An 18,425-nucleotide genomic window follows, 5' to 3' on the forward strand; every position below is an offset into this window, starting at 1 on the left:
GACTCTCTATCTTTGAGAGGATTACCTACCAATAAACGTACAGATTGGTATGAAGCTACCGAGGAAGAGCAAGGGATTTTAGTCAGTGATGACTTTCAAATATGGCTTTTTTTGAATAATAAAAAAGGAGTCGCAACTCCTTTTATCAAAATAATAGCACTATTTTTATGCAGGTGTTACTCGCGAAGTACCATCATCACTAAGGTTAACTTGTACTCGCTCTCCGGTATGAAACATAACTTGAGGATTAACTTGTTGCACAATAGATACCGTGCGACCACTATCCATTTTTATGGTTAAGTTAACCCCATTGTGTTTGGTTACTTGATTACCTGCTTCATTGCCCAAGAATCCACCCAGCAATGCGCCACCAATAGAGGCTATTTCAGCGCCTTTACCACCGCCAACGCCAGAACCAAGAATGCCGCCAATTGCGCCGCCAGCTAAGGTGCCGATGCCATTACCATTACCGTTTAGCGTCACAGCTTGGGTTCGCACCACTGTACCGTAGTAAACTTGTTGCATCTGGCGAGCATCATTTACATTGTAGGCATTGCCATAAGGATTGGCCGCACAGCCTGCAAGACCTAAGGTCGAAGCTATTATTACTACAGCAAGAATTTTGGTTTTCATGGTATCTGCTTCACTAAAAATACGGTGTATAAAATGGTTATTTCTAATTTGAGCCTTTTTATTTAGAAAATAAAGCAGTAAATCTGATATTACAAAAACAACTGTTAGATAGTTTAATCGCAACGGTGGTTATTTTGCGTGACCACTTTTATCGGCGTGGTAGGTATTAATAAAATGATTAAAATAGGTTTGTAGTTGTTGTGCCGCTTGAGGTTGTTGCAATAAATTTAATAATTCAATACCGACCTCACAGGTACATAGATGTCCTGGTTGTTGATTGCGACGCAAAGCGTAGTTAGATGTTTGCTGAGGGGTGATTGCAATACGAGGTAATTGGCTTAGCCATGGACTTTTACGCACCATTTTGCGGGCTTCTTGCCAAGTTGCATCTAGAATTATTAATAATATTTTTGCATCGGTTGCTGTTGGTAATGTTAAAGGTTGTGCCAAATGTTGTTCATCACTTGGAAAGACTAACCATGCTTGATAATGAGGATTTTGTAGTTGGTCTAGTAATCGTTGTGGTGGTTGTGTGCGGTGCCACATTTCAACGCGACAACTGGGTAGAGTTCGAGTCATTAATACGCCAGTATTAGTGTCTTTGTTGCATTCACGAGGATGAGTTAGCAGGATAAAATCGGCCGCTGATTGTAATTGTGGTTCGATGTCACAAATACAATTAAATTGAAAACCGCAACGCTGGCAAGCCATGATTTTTCTCATAGTAAACAATAAAGGTGGCAGTGTGGCATAACGCCACCTTTGAGTCACGATAGAGAATAATATTGATCGTTATTGGCGTTGCAGAATTAACCCTTCAACGCCAAGTTCATAAGTTTGACCATCGACAGTTTCTTGTTTTGTGCTTAATTGTTCACTATGAGGATCATAACTATAAATGCGTTCGCTATTTAATGGGCGTCCTTGATGGGTAGTCATTGTGACTTTGACTGTGGTGGTATTGATTGCTTGCCAATGACCTGTTTCTAATAAATCAGGATCACCATTAGTATAAGTGTAAGTCGTTGTTGCGTCATGATCGTCAGCTAAGTGAAGATGTGTCGTTAGACCCATTTCAGTATCACTTTTATAATTTCCCACCCATTGTGACTCTGCAGGATCGCTTTTAAAAGCAGCGGGTATCCAGCTAGCACAGCCCGATAAGGTGGTTGCCGCTAGCAGTAATGCAAGTGATAAACGTGGGTATGGCATTATGTACTCTCTATGGTAGGCTCAATTTCAACATTGAAATTAGCGTAATGAGGGAAAATCTATGGCGTATTGGTTATTTAAAACCGAACCAGATACCTTTTCAATAGACACCTTAAAACAACAAAAAGTTTCACCATGGGAAGGGGTGCGTAATTACCAAGCCAGAAATATGCTACGCGATGAGGTTAAATATGGTGATCTAGTGCTGATTTATCATTCTTCTTGCAAAGCTATCGGTGTGGTTGGTATCGCGAAAGTGGTGAAAGAAGCCTATGTTGATCATTTTCAATTTGAACCAACAAGTGCGTATTTTGATCCCAAGGCCAGCTGTGAAAAACCACCGTGGGTAATGGTGGATATTGAATACCAACAACATTTGCGATTAGTAAGCTTAGCACGAATGAAAAAGACGCCTGAGTTAGCTGAAATGCCATTAGTGAAAAGAGGCAATCGACTCAGTGTGATGCCAGTAACAGCGGCGCAATGGCAACACATATTAGCCATGACGGGACAGTTTTAAATAAAACAGTGACAACATAGAGCGCTATGACTGTCACTGATTTAGATTTTTCAAGCATAAAAACGGCCAAATTAGCGCGTTAATAAATGCTGTTCTAAATAATGTGCTACTGCTTCGTCAGCGTTTGAGCCAATAACTTCATTATTTGGTAATGCCTGTTTCACTTTTTCGTGTGAGGTTCCCATTACCAGACCTTTACCGGCCATTGCTAACATTTCAGCATCATTCATACCATCACCAAATGCAATACAGTCAGCCAGTTGGTAACCCAGAGCTTCAGCGACGGCTTTAAGTGCATGACCTTTTGACACTCCCGCATCCATTACTTCAAGACACCAGGGAGTTGAAAAGGCGACGTTGGCTTTATCACCAAAATGGGTATTGAAACACTGTTCCCATTTCACTAACGCTTCATGATCTTCGTCATCACGAGTAAAAAAGATTTTAGCCACGTTTTCTACTGGGGGATTATTGGCATCATACAAGTGATAACTAAAGCTATCATGGAACTCTTTTAGCTGTTCATTATCATGATTTAAAAGCCATTGATCGCCACAATACATATGAATATGTAATGCAGGATCGTCTTTAACAAGTTCAATTACACCACGAATAACGTCAGCACTTAGATCTTGTTGAAAGACCAGTTCGCCTTGGCTGTTATGTACGCGAGCACCATTAGAGGTGATCATATAAGCTGGAATAGCTAATTTTTCACGTATTTCTTCGACATCGATATGATGACGGCCAGTGGCGAAGACAAAATTTATTTGTTGTTGGTCAAGGCGCTGTAATACATCGCGAGTAAATGGCGCAATTTTATGGTCGGGATTTAGTAAGGTGCCATCTAAATCTGAAGCAACGATTTGATACATGAAAACTCTCAATAAATAGAAATATAGCGAAAATAAAGATAACGAGATCAAATGTGAGTCGCTAATCTTAAACTACTATGAGAGATAAAAAGGGGTTGATGTTAGTAATAAATATTTCCGCTTTTATTTTTGTGATGGCGTAGTCTTTTTGAATTTATTTACTATTATGATGCCGCAAAATGGTTGCAAATTTCCATTAAAGCAATATTACGATATTGGTCTTTTTCAAATAATAATTCGTGACGAGCATCAGCGATCGTGACTATTTGACTGTAATTAGGCGTGTGTTGGCAGAAATGATAATGGGCTTGGTTATCGACAATATGATCGGCACTACCTTGTAATATTAAGGTTGGAGTGATGATGTTCTTAGCTTCAGCAATACAGTGACGGGTCGCGGCCATACTTTGCCACACCCAACGATTACTGGCACCCCCTAAACGTAATTGGGGTTGTTGTTGGTATAAACTTTTGCTCCATTGAAAACGCGTTTCGCTGTGTGTCAGTGGATTATTTGCAAACGGTTTTGGGTAGTAAGCGCGTTGTCCTGGTGCATAAGTGGGTTGGCGATGAATGTAATCATTAAAGCGTGCTAATGGCTCAGCAAAAAAACGCAAACTGGGTTTAAGATGAATACCATGCATTGGTGCACTTAATACCGCTCGATCAATCAGTTTAGGATGACGAGCAAGCAGTAGACTACTGATAGCTCCCCCCATCGAATGACCTAATAGAAAGTGATGTTGATAACCTTGAGGTTTGACAATATCGGTGATGAAGGTATGCAGATCTGTAACGTAATCATCAAATTGATCAACATACCCCATTTCAGGATCTGCCGTTAATCGTTGTGACATGCCTTGGCCACGGTGATCAAGGGCGTAAATATGGTAGCCTTGATTGATTAAATCAAAAAATAGTTCTTGGTATTTGTAGTAACTTTCAATGCGCCCATTCACAATCACAATGACTTTATTGCTGGTACCCGGCGTTAAACTAACCCAACTTAATTGGCACTGATTGACACCTTGCAACGTGCCTTCATGCCGTTGTTGCCATAGCGCAGTAATTGGGCCTGCCATCATATTACTGAAGCTAGCTTCTTGTGAAAAATGCAAGGCGGAGTGGGTCATAACGTTTCCGAAAGTTGTGAACTACGAGGCAAAGAATTGAATGATAGTTTTGCGAACGAGCTATCTCGTTGCTTATTATCATATTTGCCAGTATACCTTATTTATTGCCCACCGCGTAATAAAGCAATAAGTTGCTTGTTTATCTAATGTCGAGGTATAACACAGCCTTATAATAGCTTGATATAATAATAAGGGAATATCAATGAGTGTGGAGATTTGGCTAACCTATGTTGTTGCAGCCATCGTATTTAGTTTTGCTCCAGGATCTGGAACGGTTAATTCCATCAGTAACGGCATGGTGTATGGCTGGCGTAAGTCGTTAGCATCTATTGTGGGGTTACAATTGGGAATGGCGGTTCATATCGTGCTTGTTGGAGTTGGATTAGGTGCATTAGTAGCGCAATCAGCAGTGGCTTTCTCGCTGATAAAATGGATTGGTGCCGCGTATTTAGTCTGGTTAGGTATTCAAAAGTGGCGTGAGCACAATGCGTTATCACTTGAAAATGTTGATAAGTCAGTCACTGCTGGATGTTTATTTCAGCGTGCAGTTTTGGTGAATTTAACTAACCCTAAAACGATTGTTTTTTTAGTGGCACTATTTCCGCAATTTATAAATGCTACGCAGCCACAATTACCACAATTATTAATTTTAGGTATAACGACATTGGTGATTGATGCCAGTGTAATGTTGTTTTATGTCTGCTTGGCGTCACGTTTTACCCACTATATTCGTTCAGCTACGATAATGACGCGTCTTAATCGTATTTTTGGTTCGATGTTTATTGGTTGTGGAGCATTGCTTGCATTGGCTCGTGCGTAATAAAAGTGGGGTTAGTCTTGAATTAATGTGTCATTAATTGCTGTGATCTAAAAGGTATTATTACAATGTTTTCTTACGTCGCTCGTCAGCCCATTTTTAACCGTCGTCAACAAACGATTGGTCATGAGCTGCTATTTCGTAATGGAGAGTGCAATGCTTTTCCTGTAATAGAGGCTAACGAAGCAACATGTCGGCTTGTACTTGAAAACTATATGGCAATTGGTAATGAACGTACTTTTAAAGGACAACGAAACTTCATTAATTTTCCTCAACATTGCTTAGTGAGTTTAATGCCGTTACTGTTACCAAAGAGCAAAGTGGTTATTGAAATATTAGAGACCTGCATTCCCGATGATGAATTATTTTCAGCCATCAAACATCTTTACCACAAAGGCTATATTATTGCGCTGGATGATTTTGAATACGATGTAAGATGGCAACGTTTCTTTCGTTATGTACATATTATTAAGCTTGATCTATTGATGCTTGGCTTGGATAAAGCGTGTGATTTTGTGCGTAATAATCATCATATGAAGGTGAAGTTTTTAGCTGAAAAAGTAGAATCATATGATGACTTTCAGGTTGCTCTTACTGCTGGGTTTGACCTGTTCCAAGGTTATTATTTTAGTCGCCCTGAGCTTCTTAAACGACGCAAAGTTGCCTCCTCTGAGTTAACAACTATTCAATTATTACAGGCTATTAGTACTGAGCCTGTGAATTTTTCCGATATTGAAATGATCATCAGTAGTGATGTGTCATTGTCTTATTTGTTATTACGTTATGTGAATAATGCAAACCGACGCTTGATTGAGCCGATCAGCTCTTTTCATCAGGCTTTAGTTTATTTAGGCGAAGAAAAATTACGGATGTTTGTTGGCGTTGTTGCCACTGCACATGCAGCATTAGATAAGCCTAAAGCTTTGTATGTACTGTCATTACAACGTGCCAAAATGTGTGAGAAATTGGTACATTACAGCTCATTAATGATACCGCCTGAACAAGCTTTTTTGGCAGGAATGTTCTCATTGTTGGATGCGTTATTAGATAGCTCGTTAGCTGAATTATTGGTGTTATTAAAACTGCAGCCACATATTAAACTGGCATTATTACATCGCCAAGGAGACTTAGGGATGGTGCTTAATGTTGTTGATGCTTTTGATAAAGCGGATTGGCAGCAAGTGACATTAGCCGCTGGTGAGTTAGGAGTATCAGAACAGCAAGTACAAGAGAGTTATTTACAAGCCGTTGCATGGGCAGAAAAATGTACTCAACTTGATTATTCAAATGAATAAAAAAACGGGGCCGTAAAGACCCCAAAAGAACCATATAATGTATTACGTTAGTCAGGCGGATCGCCTTGGATAGAAATACACGGGTATGACACTCGTATATTTTTAAATGTTAGCCAGTGACTAGTTTACTAACATTTTGTAGTGTTAATTTTAGTTATTGCAGATAAGCATTAAGCATCCACAATAATTTTTCTTGCTCGCGAATATAATCGCCCATCAATGCCGCTGTTCCTTCATCACTTGCATCGCCTGCCGCCGTAAGAATGCGACGTTGTTGACCAAGTAGAATGCTGAATCCATCGACTAAGCCTTGCACTCCTTGCTGACCATCACTGACATTTTGGTGTTCTTTGATGTCACTTGCCGTTAAATAACGACTGAAGCTGTGATCGGGTGTGTAACCAAGGGTTAAAATACGTTCTGCTAATTCATCAATTTTGATTTGCAAATCAGTATAAATTTCTTCAAATTTCAAATGCAATTCGAAAAATTGTTGGCCTTTGATATTCCAATGGTAACCCCGAGTATTCATATAAAATACTTGGTAGTTAGAAAGCAGTTGATTGAGGTCAGCAGCCAGCGCTTGGGCTTTATCACTGTCAAGACCGATTAAATTGGTTTGGTGAGCCATGGTACATTCCTCATAAAATGGTTAAAAACAAAAGCAGGTTTCGTTTTGATGAAGTTAGTATAGGTAAATAGTCTTGATAGATATAACTGTTGCTATCTATTGTAATGATAGATTTAATCTATGAATGCACGATGGCTTAGGCAACTAACGGTTCAGGATCGCAATGATCACCTTCACAAGGAATAATGCCACAGACATGATGGCCTGCTTGTTTTCCTTGTAAGTAACCTTGTTCTAATTTATTGAGGTTGCGAGTTAGGCGGCCAACATGAAAATTGTGATTAGGGGCAATAACGGTAATGGTGCAATCTGCTGGCGGATGATTAATGAAATCAAGCGCTGCATTATAACGGCTAGGACGCGTCATCACGGCTTCTGCAAAGGCTGGGTGATCATGAAACATTGATTTGATTAGCCATGGTAATTTGGTGTCGTGTTTATGAAACCCTAGTGGTTTTGATAAAATTACCGTGATCTTACGTGCTCCACGACGATACGCTTCAATAACTGGAATTGAATCGCCAATACCGCCATCACTCATTGCAACGCCATCAATGGTTGGATTATGACGATAAGCGACGGGTAGGGCGCAGGTTGCTTCCATTAGCGGCATAATATTATGGCGCGTTACCTTAATATATTCAGCGGCACCTGTTTCTAGATTGGTTGTGGTCGCATAAAGGGGAATTTGACGTTGTTCATATTTGAGTAGGTTTAACGGTAAATAACGTGAAGTTGTGCGCCATAACCAGTCAATATCGGTTAAATGACCGCCATGGGTAAAACGAGAAAAATTAATAAATTGGGGATCACGAGAATATTGAGTAATGATCTTATGGCTACGGCCGTAATTACCACTTAAATACCCAATTAAATTTGTCGCTCCGGCTGAGACGCCAATAGCAAAATCAAACGGTAAATAGTTATTTTCAAGGAATGCATCAAGTACACCGCTAGCAAAAATGCCACGCATTGCACCACCTTCGACAACCAAGGCATGGGAAGTGGGTTGGATTGTATTCATTGCATAACCTATTTATTTTAATCTATTTAACTGACTTTGCTCTAATTTCAGAATAAACAGATTTACAGCAATAAAAAATTCGATTTTTCTTATTGCTGTGATAGGTAAAACTTAACCATTGGATTGATGGTCAATTGCAACCTGTTGGCTTAATACTTTAATGCAAGCTGCTAACGCTGGATTTAACGTTTTAGTGGCGGGATAGCATAACCCTAAGCGACGGAACATACGTGGACCTTCTAGAGGAACAGTAACCAATTGGGTCGCACTTTCTAGGACACCCGTTGGTAGAAAAGAGATCCCTAATCCAGCTTGTACTAAATGCATTACTTGGGTTTTATGTTCAGCTTTTGCCACTAAATTAACCGATAGACCATCACATGCCAGTAAGCCTATGGTTTGTTGGTGAGCCTCACACGGCGGACATTCAATAAAATCATGTTGGTGTAATTGCTGTGGCGATACGCTAGTTAGGCTTGCTAGTGGGTGATCGGGCAACATACACAGCACATAATCTTCATCCCATAATGGCAGAAAAATCTCATCTTCAGCTTTGAACATGTCTAGTGTTAATCGCGCATCGACTTTTTTATCATGATCGACTAATTCAATTAAAAGATTAGGAATTTGCTGGTGCAGTTGTGCTAATACAATCGCTAACTGACTTTGGCTAAGATCGGCAAAATTAGCTAGTGTTAGCGGTAAACGTTCAGTACGTTGCTGAAAGAGTTGCGGCAGGGTATTAACGTCATTTAACAATCGAATCGCTAATGGATAAAGGTAGTGTGCTTCATCGGTAAGGTTAACCCCTTTTTTATGACGAATAAAAAGCTGAGTCGCTAACTCTTGCTCTAATTGCTTGATACCACTCGATATTGATGGTTGAGACACACAGCATCGTTCTGCGGCTAAGGTGATATTTTTTTCTTCATAAACAGCAATAAAAAATCGTAATAAGCGTAAATCCATCCGTTAATACTCGATTGAAAAAGACCTTGTTAGCCTATCACATTGCTGAAACTTATGACGGTTTGTTGTTATCCATAGTTTTTGTTGATGATAAACCAAGGAAATAGATATTTTTCAGCTGTGGTAATTCGTTCTATAGTTATTGCCATCAACAGCATCTTAGCTGGCTGCATCAATAGTGCGGTTTATTCTAGAGGAAAAAAAACATGTCGAAATCTTTAGTTGTGATCACGGGTGCAAGTTCAGGTATTGGTGAAGCTACTGCGCGTAAATTAGCTGCGGAAGGGTATCCGCTATTACTTTTAGCACGTCGTGTTGAAGCGATGGAAGCACTAAACCTACCTAATACATTGTGCCGCAAAGTAGATGTAACGGATGTTAAAGCAATTGCGGCGGCAGTTGCTGAAGCTGAGCAAAAATTTGGCCCAGTAGATTGCTTAATTAATAATGCTGGTATGATGCTACTTGGTCTTGCTGATGAGCAGGATCCTACCGAATGGCAAACCATGTTTAATGTCAATGTAATGGGGATGCTAAACGGTATTCATGTGGTTCTTGCGGGCATGAAAGCACGTAAAACAGGTACTGTTATTAATATCAGCTCAATCGCTGGTCGTAAAACATTCCCTAATCATGCAGCTTATTGCGGTACTAAATTTGCGGTACACGCTATCACTGAAAATATTCGTGAAGAAGTGGCAGATGATAATGTGCGCTTTATTACTATTGCCCCTGGCGCTGTTGAAACTGAGTTATTAAGCCATACTAGTAGTGATGCGATTAAAGCAGGCTACCAAGAATGGAAACAAGGCATGGGGGGTGTAATTGCACCGCAAGATATTGCCAACGCGATTAGCTATGCTTATAACCAGCCTCAAAATTTATGTGTGCGTGAAATTGTATTAGCTGCCACACGTCAACAGCCTTAACTATCAGGTAAAATTGCTGTCAACAATGAGTGAGTTATCGGTTAATTCATCACTGTGATAGATACTTGCTGCTAAGTGACTGCTATATTCAAAGCAGAGCCGTAAATGATTATGGCTCTGCTTTTTTGTATCTGCTTTTTATATAAGGGGCCATTGGTGAGAGAAAAAATAGGATTTTTTGATTTACTGCGAGTGGTTGCTGCCTTGGCAGTTGTCGTGATCCATGTCCTTGGCCCCTATCGAGATCAAATTGGTCAGATACCCGATTGGCAGTGGATGAGTGCAATTACGTTTAATAGCCTTAGTCGCTGGGCTGTACCGGTGTTTATTATGATCACTGGTGCTCTTATGCTTAGTGATCAACGTTCTTTTGATCCCGTCTACTATATTAAACGTCGGTTTGGCAAAGTACTGATTCCCTTTTTAGTATGGTCGGTGTTCTATGCCTTCTTCTCTGGTCTAACGGTTAATGGTTTTGATAGCGCATTAAGTTGGTCGGTACTGAAAAAACTACCGACCCATGAAACCTATTATCATCTTGGTTTTTTCTATTATTTCATTCCGCTTTATTTGGTTATTCCGGTTATTCAGTGGTGGGTACAAAAAGCAGAACCAGGACAAGTGAAGGGGGTCATTATGGTATGGCTGCTGATCACCGGTTTATATCTGTTTTATATTGACGGTTTATGGAGTGAAACCTATTTATTATATAGCGGCTATTTATTACTTGGTTATTGCCTGTATCAATACCGTTGGCCAAGTTTAAAGGTGTTATTGCCATTAGCACTGATTGCGGTTGTCGCAACTGACTATAATGTGATCAGTCATAGTTTTGCTGCTGATGAATATAAAGTCGCTCGCTGGATGTCATATAAAACCTTGAATACAGCGGTGGTTGCAGCAACGGTATTCTTACTTTGTCGAGCGGTGAGTAATAAGTTTAGTGCGTCGACTCAGACTAAATTAGGCTGGTTAAGTAAATATAGCCTTGGTGTGTATTTGATCCATCCGATCTTTTTGTGGCCATTACGTCAATATGATCTTTATTTTGCCAATCCATTAATTGCGATTCCAGTATGGACATTAATTGCTGCGAGTTTAGCTTTAGCGACCAGTTGGTTGTTGAGTCGTCATCGTTATACGGCGTGGTTGGTGCCATAACCGCATTTATCATCTGTTTGCTCATTAGACAATGAGCAAACAGTGCGATATTTATTGGCGTTGTAACGCGAAATGAATGAATTGTTGGCCACGGTAGGTCATGGTGCCGATGTCCCCAGGATTAAGCGCATGGTAATAATGAATGCCAATCATGAATTCACGTTTAGGCCCCCCTGTTAACGGTTGTACATAAAACCAATATTCTTCATCTTCCTCTCCTGGTTGGGCACCAATAATACGGTTACTTTGTTTATCTAAAATCTGAACTTCAATCTTTTTTTCTGGTGCATCAATACCTAAGATATGACGGCGATAGTTATAGATAAAATAGGTTAATGCCAGTAGTAATAGTAGGCATAGTACGACAATAATCCATGTCGGCATCTCCAAGCTCCTTGGTCGTTAATCAGCTATATTAAATAAATACAGCGATATTATTCACAGCAAATTTATACATACCTAACTATGGATAATAAAATCGTGATCTGAATACAATTATTTTACTAAAACACTATGTTGAATGGGTAGCTTAGGTAAGGTAATCATAATTGAATATTTAGGGAGGTGATGATGGATATTGAACAAGTCATTGAGAGATCACGTCGGTTAGAAGACTTATTACGCCAACATTATCACGCGAAAGGCTCTGACTTAACTCAATTAGTTGAGAGTTGTGATAATCGCTTTCCTGATGAAATCTCTAGTAAATTAAATGAAATCAATATAATACATCAGAAGTTAATGACGGAAGATGGCTTTGATACTGAGAATTATCAATTGTTTATGGATTTATGTGCTGAGTGTGAAATGGAATTAATGCCACGCAGTAGTCGCTTAGTGTGGGGAGCTGCTGTTTTGCTTTTGGGTGGGATTACGTTAGCGGCGTTGGGGTTCTATTTTTATCATTGGCAGCACATTACGTTATAACAATGCTGAATATTCAGGGTATAGATAAAAAAATGGCGCCATTAGGCGCTATTTTTTTGTTTCTTGAATGAGGCTTAGTAAATAATAGGTAGTGTCATTAGACCAACAACAACAGCAATCATTACAAGGCCTTGTTTTTGTGAATGTGTCAGCATGTTTTCAATCCTTGGAGGTGGTGTGTTTTTTATCTTGACAACAAAGATAACATGTTTTTAACCGTTTTGACAAGGTTGAGTGGTGATTATCTTGGATAAAAACATTTTAGAGTGACAATAAAAGCCTTTTATCACCATTAAAACAGTGTTTTCTTTGGTGTTATTTTTATGTTAATTAGTGTTATTTGCTTTTCTTATTTAGTTTACTCTTTGTTTTTAATGCGGTTTTTTGTTTTATTGTGAGGGTTGATTATCACTCTTAATGATTTTTGTTATAAATACGCAAAAAATGGAGATATTTAACTGTAATGCTGTTTTGGTGTTATTTTTTAAATTTATCATTTTTGGGGGTTATAGGTTTTGTATGAAAAACAGCTAAGTTGTTGGTTTTTCATTATTTTTAAATATTTAATACGTTGTTTTTATCTTTTTATTCAATGTTGGTTGGTTTTATATATTATTTTTGTTTTTTTTGTGATGTTTAAAAAATAACCTTTTGTATTTTATTGCTTTTTTTGAGTGGGTTTTTATTTTTATATTAGTTGTTTTTGGGGTTTTTATGTGTTTTTGTGAGGTTGTTTTATTTACTTTACGTAGTGATTTGGCTACTGACATCATAAAATGGGTTTAATATTAGAGACAGAGATTTGATTATCTATTGCTATCTTTAAATGATGATTAGTCCGTTTATTGGAGCAGGAGTATGACGGATCAACAATGGCAATGTGTATATAGCGCAGGTAATAGTTTAGAAGCACATAGTTTAAAAGGATTGTTAGAAAACACAGGGATATCAGTACGGTTGACTGGGGAAGCATTGGCCGCGGCAGCAGGAGAGTTACCGATGAGTGTGGTTGAGGTGCAGTTATGGGTGATCGGGTCTCAATGGCAACAAGCGTTAGTGGTGATTGGTAATTATTTACGTAACGATTATCTTGATTGGTATTGTGGTCATTGTGGTGAAGTGAATCAGGGGCAATTTGAATTATGTTGGCATTGTCAGCATGATCGTGAAGAATAATGCGTCAGTGTTTGGAATAAAAGAAATAAAAGCGAGCACCAGTGATGTTGCCCGCTCAATGGATATTACATCATGTGCTTGCGACGAATATCAAGCAGCGCGAAGATACCAAAAATTAAAATTGACCAATGCTCCCAACGCGACATATTGATTTTATCACCAAACGCACCAACGAAAATCAGCATTTGCAAACCGTGCATCATGAATAAAAATGCGGTCATGATATAAAGTGCTATTGCAGAAACCCCAGGGAAAGGGTGGACGATGTTAATAAATAATATCAGCCATACTAAGGCTATCGCTATTTTGGCAGTAATGATCAGTGCTTTCATAGTTCCTCTCTAGCAAATAAACGGTAGCACACTTGGCCTGCGTTTTTTTCGCGATGTAAATGCCAGTGGCTAGGGATTGCCAACTGACCTAATTCCTTTTCTGCTTCAATATAAATCATTGCATGTGGTGTTAACCAGCCATTATTTTCTAACGCTGTGATAACATCCTGAATAAGATCTTTTCTAAACGGTGGATCGATAAAAATAATATCGTGTGGCGTACCTGTTTGTGACAAAAAGCGTAAACTGTCGCCATTTACTACGGTGGCATTGGTCGCTTTTACTGTGTTGAGGTTGATTTCAAGTTGTGCGGCGGCTTTTTTATCAAGCTCAAGCATCGTAACGCTTTCTGCACCACGAGAAAGTGCTTCAAAACTTAAACCACCACTACCAGTAAAGAGGTCAAGGCATTTAGATTGATAAATGTCTTGCGCTAACCAGTTGAAAAGTGTTTCTTTGACACGGTCAGTGGTTGGACGGAGTCCTTCGACATCATGAACGGGTAATTTGCGTCCACGCCATTGTCCGCTGATGATTCTAACGAACCCACCAGGACGATTATTTTGTGTTTTGCGAGTTGTTTGCTGTCTTCGCTGCGTCATAGATTTTTTTGACCGTTAAGAAAATGATAGTATACACCTGTTTTTAGGCCGTAAATTGTACCAATCAAGCGCTAGGATTTGCCAATGGCAGAAAAAAAGAAACGCGGATTATTTTCATGGCTAGGATTTAGCTCTGAAGATAACGACGCACCAAAGGAACAAGCTACTGATCAATCAGTAGTTGATGGCTCGGTTGATAGCCAACAATCAACACATTCCTCTGACGATGAGCCGTTGAAAGCCAGTCATAATCATGAACTTGAGCTAGAAACACCCATCGAATCAGAATTAGTAGCTGAAACGAATGATCGCCAATTGGCTGCAACGTTGCAAGAAAATGATCATCAAAAAGACACCTTAGTAACAGACAGTGTCATTGATGATGAAAATGTAATCGCAGCCAATACCCAACAACCTTTAGCTGATGAACCTAATGATGATAGTGAGTTATTACTAACATCAGTTGAGGAAACCGCTGAAGAGGTAAGTGGTAGTGAGACCATTACCACGACAGATGATACTGATGTGGCTGTGGTTACCACTGCTGTTGAACAAGAAAAACCAAAATCAGAAGGCTTTTTTAGCCGTTTAATGCGTGGTTTAAAACGCACAAAAACCAACTTTGGTGCTGGTTTCTTTGGTTTGTTCCGTGGTAAACAAATTGATGATGAGTTATTTGAAGAACTAGAAGAGCAATTATTAATTGCTGATGTGGGGATGGATACCACATTAAAGATCATTAATAACCTGACAGATAAAGCGTCTCGTAGTGAATTGCATGATGGTGAAGCATTATACGGTTTATTAAAAGATGAGTTGGGTGAAATGCTGGCAAAGGTTGAGCAGCCATTAGTGGTTGATATGACTAAAAAGCCGTATGTTATTTTAATGGTTGGTGTAAATGGTGTCGGTAAAACGACCACCATTGGTAAATTAGCCAAGCAATTCCAAGCGGAAGGCAAATCGGTAATGTTGGCGGCAGGTGATACTTTCCGTGCAGCTGCCGTTGAGCAGTTACAAGTTTGGGGTGAGCGTAATCATGTTCCCGTGATTGCTCAACATACCGGTGCCGATAGTGCGTCAGTGATCTTTGATGCGATTGAATCCGCTAAAGCGAAAAACATTGATGTTGTTATTGCTGATACCGCAGGGCGTTTGCAAAACAAAGGCAACTTAATGGAAGAGTTGCGTAAAATTGTGCGAGTAATGCAGAAGGTTGATATCGAAGCACCGCATGAAATTATGCTGACATTAGATGCTGGTACAGGTCAAAATGCCATTAGTCAGGCCAAATTATTTAGTGAAGTGGCGCCAGTATCGGGGATCACTATTACTAAATTAGATGGTACTGCTAAAGGTGGTGTTATTTTTGCAATTGCTGATCAATTTAATATTCCGATTCGTTATATTGGTATTGGTGAAGGGATTGATGATTTACGACCGTTTGCGGCCGATGAGTTTATAGAAGCGTTATTTAGCAACGAGGAATGATAAAGTGATTCGATTTCAGCAGGTAAGTAAAGCTTATCGTGGTGGTAGGCAAGCCCTACAAAAAGTAGATTTTCACCTTAAACCAGCAGATATGGCTTTTCTAACGGGTCACTCTGGGGCCGGTAAAAGTACCCTGCTGAAGTTAATTTGTGCCCTTGAGCGTCCAAGTGACGGCAAGATCTGGTTCAATGGTCACGACATCACTCGATTGCCAAATAAGCAAATCCCATTTTTGCGCCGCAATATTGGTATTATTTTTCAAGATCATAAGCTTTTAATGGATCGCAGTGTTTTCGATAATATTGCGTTGCCATTACGGGTTGAGCAAATGAATGAACATGATATCAAACGTCGTGTGAGCGCAGCGTTGGATAAAGTTGGATTATTGGATAAGGCGAAATGTTTGCCTATCCAATTATCTGGTGGTGAGCAACAGCGCGTGGGTATTGCGCGTGCTGTTGTTAACAAACCAATGTTACTGTTGGCTGATGAACCAACGGGTAACTTGGATGCAGAATTATCACAACAAGTGTTGCGATTATTTGAAGAATTTAATCGCGTTGGTGTCACCGTATTGATGGCAACGCATGATACCTCATTGCTTGCTAGCCGTGATTATCGTCGTTTAGATCTACATAAAGGTAATTTAAGGGAGCTTGCACATGGCGCGTAAATCTATTGGTTTTTTTGCAATTCATCGCCAACAAGCAAGCTCTGCATTAAAAGACATGTTTCGCCGTCCATTGGGGAATTTTTTAACCCTTGCGGTGTTAGCTGTCGCATTAACCTTGCCATGTACTTTTTATTTAATGGCAAAAAATATTACAGCAGTTGCTGACGCATGGCAAAACCCAAGTCAAATAACTTTGTATTTACAGCATGATACGACTAATGACGATGGTCAGGCTCTGGCTGATAAAATTAAAAACTGGTCACAAGTTAATAGCGTTAAATATATTACTGCCGATCAAGGATTAGAACAGTTCCGCCAAAATGGTGGCTTTGATAAAGCCCTCAGTTTGTTTGACGAGCAAAATAATCCTTTACCCGCGGTAGTGATTGTTGAGCCGAAAAGTGATTGGCAGACAACGGCTAAAGCCAATGAATTAGCTTCAAAATTAGGCCAGCAAAATCACGTTGCAGAAGTGCGTTTAGATCGTGACTGGCTACAGCGCTTAGCCGCTATTCAACAATTAGCGATTGCATTAGCGTTATTAATGTCAGGCTTAATGTTATTTGCAGTGTTCTTAATTGTTGGTAACACGCTGCGTTTACAGGTGCTTAGCCATAAAGATGAAATCCAAGTCATGAAAATGGTGGGTGCAACCAATAGTTATATTCTACGCCCTTATCTGTATGTCGGGGTGTGGTATGGCTTGATTGCCGCATTAATTGCATGGGGGTTAACCCAAGGGGTGAGTTTATTATTAGGTGATGCTGTTGCACAGCTATCTAATTTATATGGCAGTAATTTTAGAATGTTGGGACTTAGTTGGGATGAAAGCGTGATCATGATAATGGTCGCAACCTTCCTTGGTCTGATGGCTGCTCGTTTAGCAGCTGGGCGTCATTTACGTGAAATTAACCCGGTATAAGCGCTGTTGTTAAGGATTTTAAAACAATACGATAAGAAAAAATGATGCTTATAAGCATATATATTTGCGCTACGGCTTGCATTTTAACTATGTTTACAGGCATCATTGTCGGTTCACACAACGTTAGCACATGCTCAATAACCGTTGTGATCGCACAAAAATTACACGAGGTTTTCGAATGTCAAATGAGATGTCGAAATTAGTTCTAGTTTCGGCGGATAGTCTTGAAAGTTATATTCAGACTGTAAACCGTTATCCAATGCTAACGCCTGAGCGTGAGAAGGAGCTTGCTGAAGCTCTACACTATGACGGTGATATTAATGCTGCTAAAGCGTTAGTGATGTCCCATTTACGATTCGTAGTACATATTGCGCGTGGATATTCTGGCTATGGCTTACCTATTGCTGATTTAATTCAAGAAGGCAACATTGGCTTGATGAAGGCGGTTAAACGCTTTAATCCTGAAGTCGGCGTTCGATTAGTGTCGTTTGCGGTACATTGGATCAAAGCTGAGATCCATGAATATGTACTACGTAATTGGCGTATCGTTAAAGTTGCTACCACCAAAGCGCAACGGAAATTATTTTTTAATTTACGTAAATCAAAGAAGCGTTTAGGTTGGTTTAATAATGATGAAGTGAATATGGTCGCTGAACAGCTCGGTGTAGAGCCGGCTGAAGTACGTGAGATGGAATCACGTTTAGCGGCACAAGATCCGACGTTTGAAATGCAAAATGATGACGATGAACGTGACTCAACGCCGATGGCTCCCGCTTATTTCCTTGAAGATAAAGGCTCAGATGTTGCCTTGAGTTATGAAGAAAGTAATTGGGAAAATCATGCCAATAATCGCTTATCACAAGCATTAGCCAGTCTTGATGAACGCAGTCAGCACATTGTTCGTTCGCGCTGGCTTGACGATCAAAAGTCGACGCTACAAGATTTAGCTGATAGTTATGGCGTTTCTGCTGAGCGTATTCGTCAGCTAGAAAAAAATGCCATGAAGAAGCTTAAAGATGCCGTTGGTGATTTTTACTAATAAGTGTCATTAATCGATGCAATAAAAACCGACCTTAGTGTCGGTTTAATTAGATGGTCCGCCT

The 18,425-nt window shown here is 39.7% G+C and carries 22 protein-coding genes; 11 read left to right on the forward strand and 11 right to left on the reverse strand.

Annotated elements, in window-relative coordinates; all coding sequences use genetic code 11:
- Window positions 1-165: 165 nt before the first annotated feature.
- From ACJZU6_RS02095 to ACJZU6_RS02105, 3 genes are all read right to left on the reverse strand, one after another.
- Window positions 166-633 carry a glycine zipper 2TM domain-containing protein gene (locus ACJZU6_RS02095; RefSeq protein ID WP_080159257.1) on the reverse strand — a complete coding sequence of 156 codons (468 nt, stop codon included), beginning with the start codon at window positions 631-633 and terminating at the stop codon, window positions 166-168.
- A gap of 129 nt (window positions 634-762) precedes the next feature.
- Window positions 763-1,344, reverse strand: coding sequence for a tRNA-uridine aminocarboxypropyltransferase (locus tag ACJZU6_RS02100; protein WP_080159256.1), 582 nt, complete (start codon window positions 1,342-1,344; stop codon window positions 763-765).
- Between the two features lie 81 nt (window positions 1,345-1,425).
- Entirely contained in the window at window positions 1,426-1,845 is a 420-nt protein-coding gene (locus ACJZU6_RS02105; RefSeq protein ID WP_107275986.1) for a hypothetical protein, read from the reverse strand.
- Between the two features lie 61 nt (window positions 1,846-1,906).
- On the opposite strand from ACJZU6_RS02105, the gene ACJZU6_RS02110 reads away from it, so the two are divergent.
- Window positions 1,907-2,365 carry an EVE domain-containing protein gene (locus tag ACJZU6_RS02110; protein ID WP_408900577.1) on the forward strand — a complete coding sequence of 153 codons (459 nt, stop codon included), beginning with the start codon at window positions 1,907-1,909 and terminating at the stop codon, window positions 2,363-2,365.
- 71 nt (window positions 2,366-2,436) lie between these two features.
- Here ACJZU6_RS02110 and ACJZU6_RS02115 read toward each other — a convergent pair whose 3' ends face one another.
- Both ACJZU6_RS02115 and ACJZU6_RS02120 read right to left on the reverse strand, forming a co-directional pair.
- Entirely contained in the window at window positions 2,437-3,240 is an 804-nt protein-coding gene (locus ACJZU6_RS02115) for a Cof-type HAD-IIB family hydrolase (RefSeq protein ID WP_408900578.1), read from the reverse strand.
- 164 nt (window positions 3,241-3,404) lie between these two features.
- Window positions 3,405-4,373 (reverse strand): alpha/beta fold hydrolase, encoded by a 969-nt coding sequence (locus ACJZU6_RS02120; RefSeq protein WP_107275987.1) that lies wholly within the window; start codon window positions 4,371-4,373, stop codon window positions 3,405-3,407.
- A 202-nt stretch (window positions 4,374-4,575) separates the two neighbouring features.
- On the opposite strand from ACJZU6_RS02120, the gene rhtB reads away from it, so the two are divergent.
- Together rhtB and ACJZU6_RS02130 are read left to right on the forward strand one after the other, a co-directional pair.
- A complete protein-coding gene (rhtB, locus tag ACJZU6_RS02125; RefSeq protein WP_080159252.1) occupies window positions 4,576-5,193 on the forward strand; it encodes a homoserine/homoserine lactone efflux protein in 618 nt (205 codons plus the stop codon).
- Between the two features lie 65 nt (window positions 5,194-5,258).
- A complete protein-coding gene (locus ACJZU6_RS02130) occupies window positions 5,259-6,485 on the forward strand; it encodes an EAL and HDOD domain-containing protein (protein WP_080159251.1) in 1,227 nt (408 codons plus the stop codon).
- Between the two features lie 154 nt (window positions 6,486-6,639).
- Here ACJZU6_RS02130 and ACJZU6_RS02135 read toward each other — a convergent pair whose 3' ends face one another.
- From ACJZU6_RS02135 to ACJZU6_RS02145, 3 genes are all read right to left on the reverse strand, one after another.
- Window positions 6,640-7,116 (reverse strand): Dps family protein, encoded by a 477-nt coding sequence (locus tag ACJZU6_RS02135; RefSeq protein WP_080159250.1) that lies wholly within the window; start codon window positions 7,114-7,116, stop codon window positions 6,640-6,642.
- A gap of 136 nt (window positions 7,117-7,252) precedes the next feature.
- The gene (locus ACJZU6_RS02140) at window positions 7,253-8,140 is read right to left on the reverse strand and encodes a patatin family protein (RefSeq protein WP_080159249.1); all 888 of its coding nucleotides are present in this window, start codon (window positions 8,138-8,140) and stop codon (window positions 7,253-7,255) included.
- A gap of 111 nt (window positions 8,141-8,251) precedes the next feature.
- A complete protein-coding gene (locus tag ACJZU6_RS02145) occupies window positions 8,252-9,109 on the reverse strand; it encodes a LysR family transcriptional regulator (protein ID WP_408900579.1) in 858 nt (285 codons plus the stop codon).
- Between the two features lie 206 nt (window positions 9,110-9,315).
- Between ACJZU6_RS02145 and ACJZU6_RS02150 the strand changes: the two genes are divergently transcribed.
- Both ACJZU6_RS02150 and ACJZU6_RS02155 read left to right on the forward strand, forming a co-directional pair.
- Window positions 9,316-10,038: an SDR family oxidoreductase gene (locus ACJZU6_RS02150; protein WP_080159247.1), complete on the forward strand. Its 723-nt coding sequence runs from the start codon at window positions 9,316-9,318 to the stop codon at window positions 10,036-10,038.
- A 156-nt stretch (window positions 10,039-10,194) separates the two neighbouring features.
- Window positions 10,195-11,199: an acyltransferase gene (locus ACJZU6_RS02155; RefSeq protein ID WP_107275991.1), complete on the forward strand. Its 1,005-nt coding sequence runs from the start codon at window positions 10,195-10,197 to the stop codon at window positions 11,197-11,199.
- Between the two features lie 51 nt (window positions 11,200-11,250).
- Here the strand turns inward: ACJZU6_RS02155 and ACJZU6_RS02160 are convergent, their stop codons facing one another.
- On the reverse strand, window positions 11,251-11,583 hold the full coding sequence (locus ACJZU6_RS02160) for a DUF2500 domain-containing protein (protein ID WP_080159245.1): 333 nt from the start codon (window positions 11,581-11,583) through the stop codon (window positions 11,251-11,253).
- A gap of 183 nt (window positions 11,584-11,766) precedes the next feature.
- On the opposite strand from ACJZU6_RS02160, the gene ACJZU6_RS02165 reads away from it, so the two are divergent.
- Window positions 11,767-12,126, forward strand: a complete 360-nt coding sequence (locus tag ACJZU6_RS02165) for a DUF4145 domain-containing protein (RefSeq protein ID WP_408900580.1) — start codon at window positions 11,767-11,769, stop codon at window positions 12,124-12,126.
- 858 nt (window positions 12,127-12,984) lie between these two features.
- On the forward strand, window positions 12,985-13,302 hold the full coding sequence (locus tag ACJZU6_RS02170; protein ID WP_080159243.1) for a putative signal transducing protein: 318 nt from the start codon (window positions 12,985-12,987) through the stop codon (window positions 13,300-13,302).
- Between the two features lie 65 nt (window positions 13,303-13,367).
- Here ACJZU6_RS02170 and ACJZU6_RS02175 read toward each other — a convergent pair whose 3' ends face one another.
- Window positions 13,368-13,634, reverse strand: coding sequence for a DUF1145 domain-containing protein (locus ACJZU6_RS02175; protein ID WP_036789251.1), 267 nt, complete (start codon window positions 13,632-13,634; stop codon window positions 13,368-13,370).
- Window positions 13,631-14,236, reverse strand: a complete 606-nt coding sequence (rsmD, locus tag ACJZU6_RS02180; RefSeq protein ID WP_408900581.1) for a 16S rRNA (guanine(966)-N(2))-methyltransferase RsmD — start codon at window positions 14,234-14,236, stop codon at window positions 13,631-13,633. The genes ACJZU6_RS02175 and rsmD overlap by 4 nt, the downstream gene beginning before the upstream one ends.
- An 84-nt stretch (window positions 14,237-14,320) precedes the next feature.
- On the opposite strand from rsmD, the gene ftsY reads away from it, so the two are divergent.
- The 4 genes from ftsY to rpoH all read left to right on the forward strand — a co-directional run bounded on the left by ftsY (window position 14,321) and on the right by rpoH (window position 18,361).
- Window positions 14,321-15,727, forward strand: coding sequence for a signal recognition particle-docking protein FtsY (ftsY, locus tag ACJZU6_RS02185; RefSeq protein ID WP_394166995.1), 1,407 nt, complete (start codon window positions 14,321-14,323; stop codon window positions 15,725-15,727).
- Window positions 15,728-15,731: 4 nt separating this feature from the next.
- Entirely contained in the window at window positions 15,732-16,400 is a 669-nt protein-coding gene (gene ftsE / locus ACJZU6_RS02190) for a cell division ATP-binding protein FtsE (RefSeq protein ID WP_080159240.1), read from the forward strand.
- Window positions 16,390-17,322: a permease-like cell division protein FtsX gene (gene ftsX, locus ACJZU6_RS02195; protein ID WP_408900582.1), complete on the forward strand. Its 933-nt coding sequence runs from the start codon at window positions 16,390-16,392 to the stop codon at window positions 17,320-17,322. Before ftsE ends, ftsX begins: the two co-directional genes overlap by 11 nt.
- A gap of 178 nt (window positions 17,323-17,500) precedes the next feature.
- Window positions 17,501-18,361, forward strand: coding sequence for an RNA polymerase sigma factor RpoH (gene rpoH, locus ACJZU6_RS02200; RefSeq protein ID WP_080159238.1), 861 nt, complete (start codon window positions 17,501-17,503; stop codon window positions 18,359-18,361).
- Window positions 18,362-18,425: the final 64 nt, after the last annotated feature.

This window comes from Photobacterium piscicola (genome assembly GCF_046058925.1).
Classification (GTDB): Bacteria; Pseudomonadota; Gammaproteobacteria; order Enterobacterales; family Vibrionaceae; genus Photobacterium; species Photobacterium piscicola.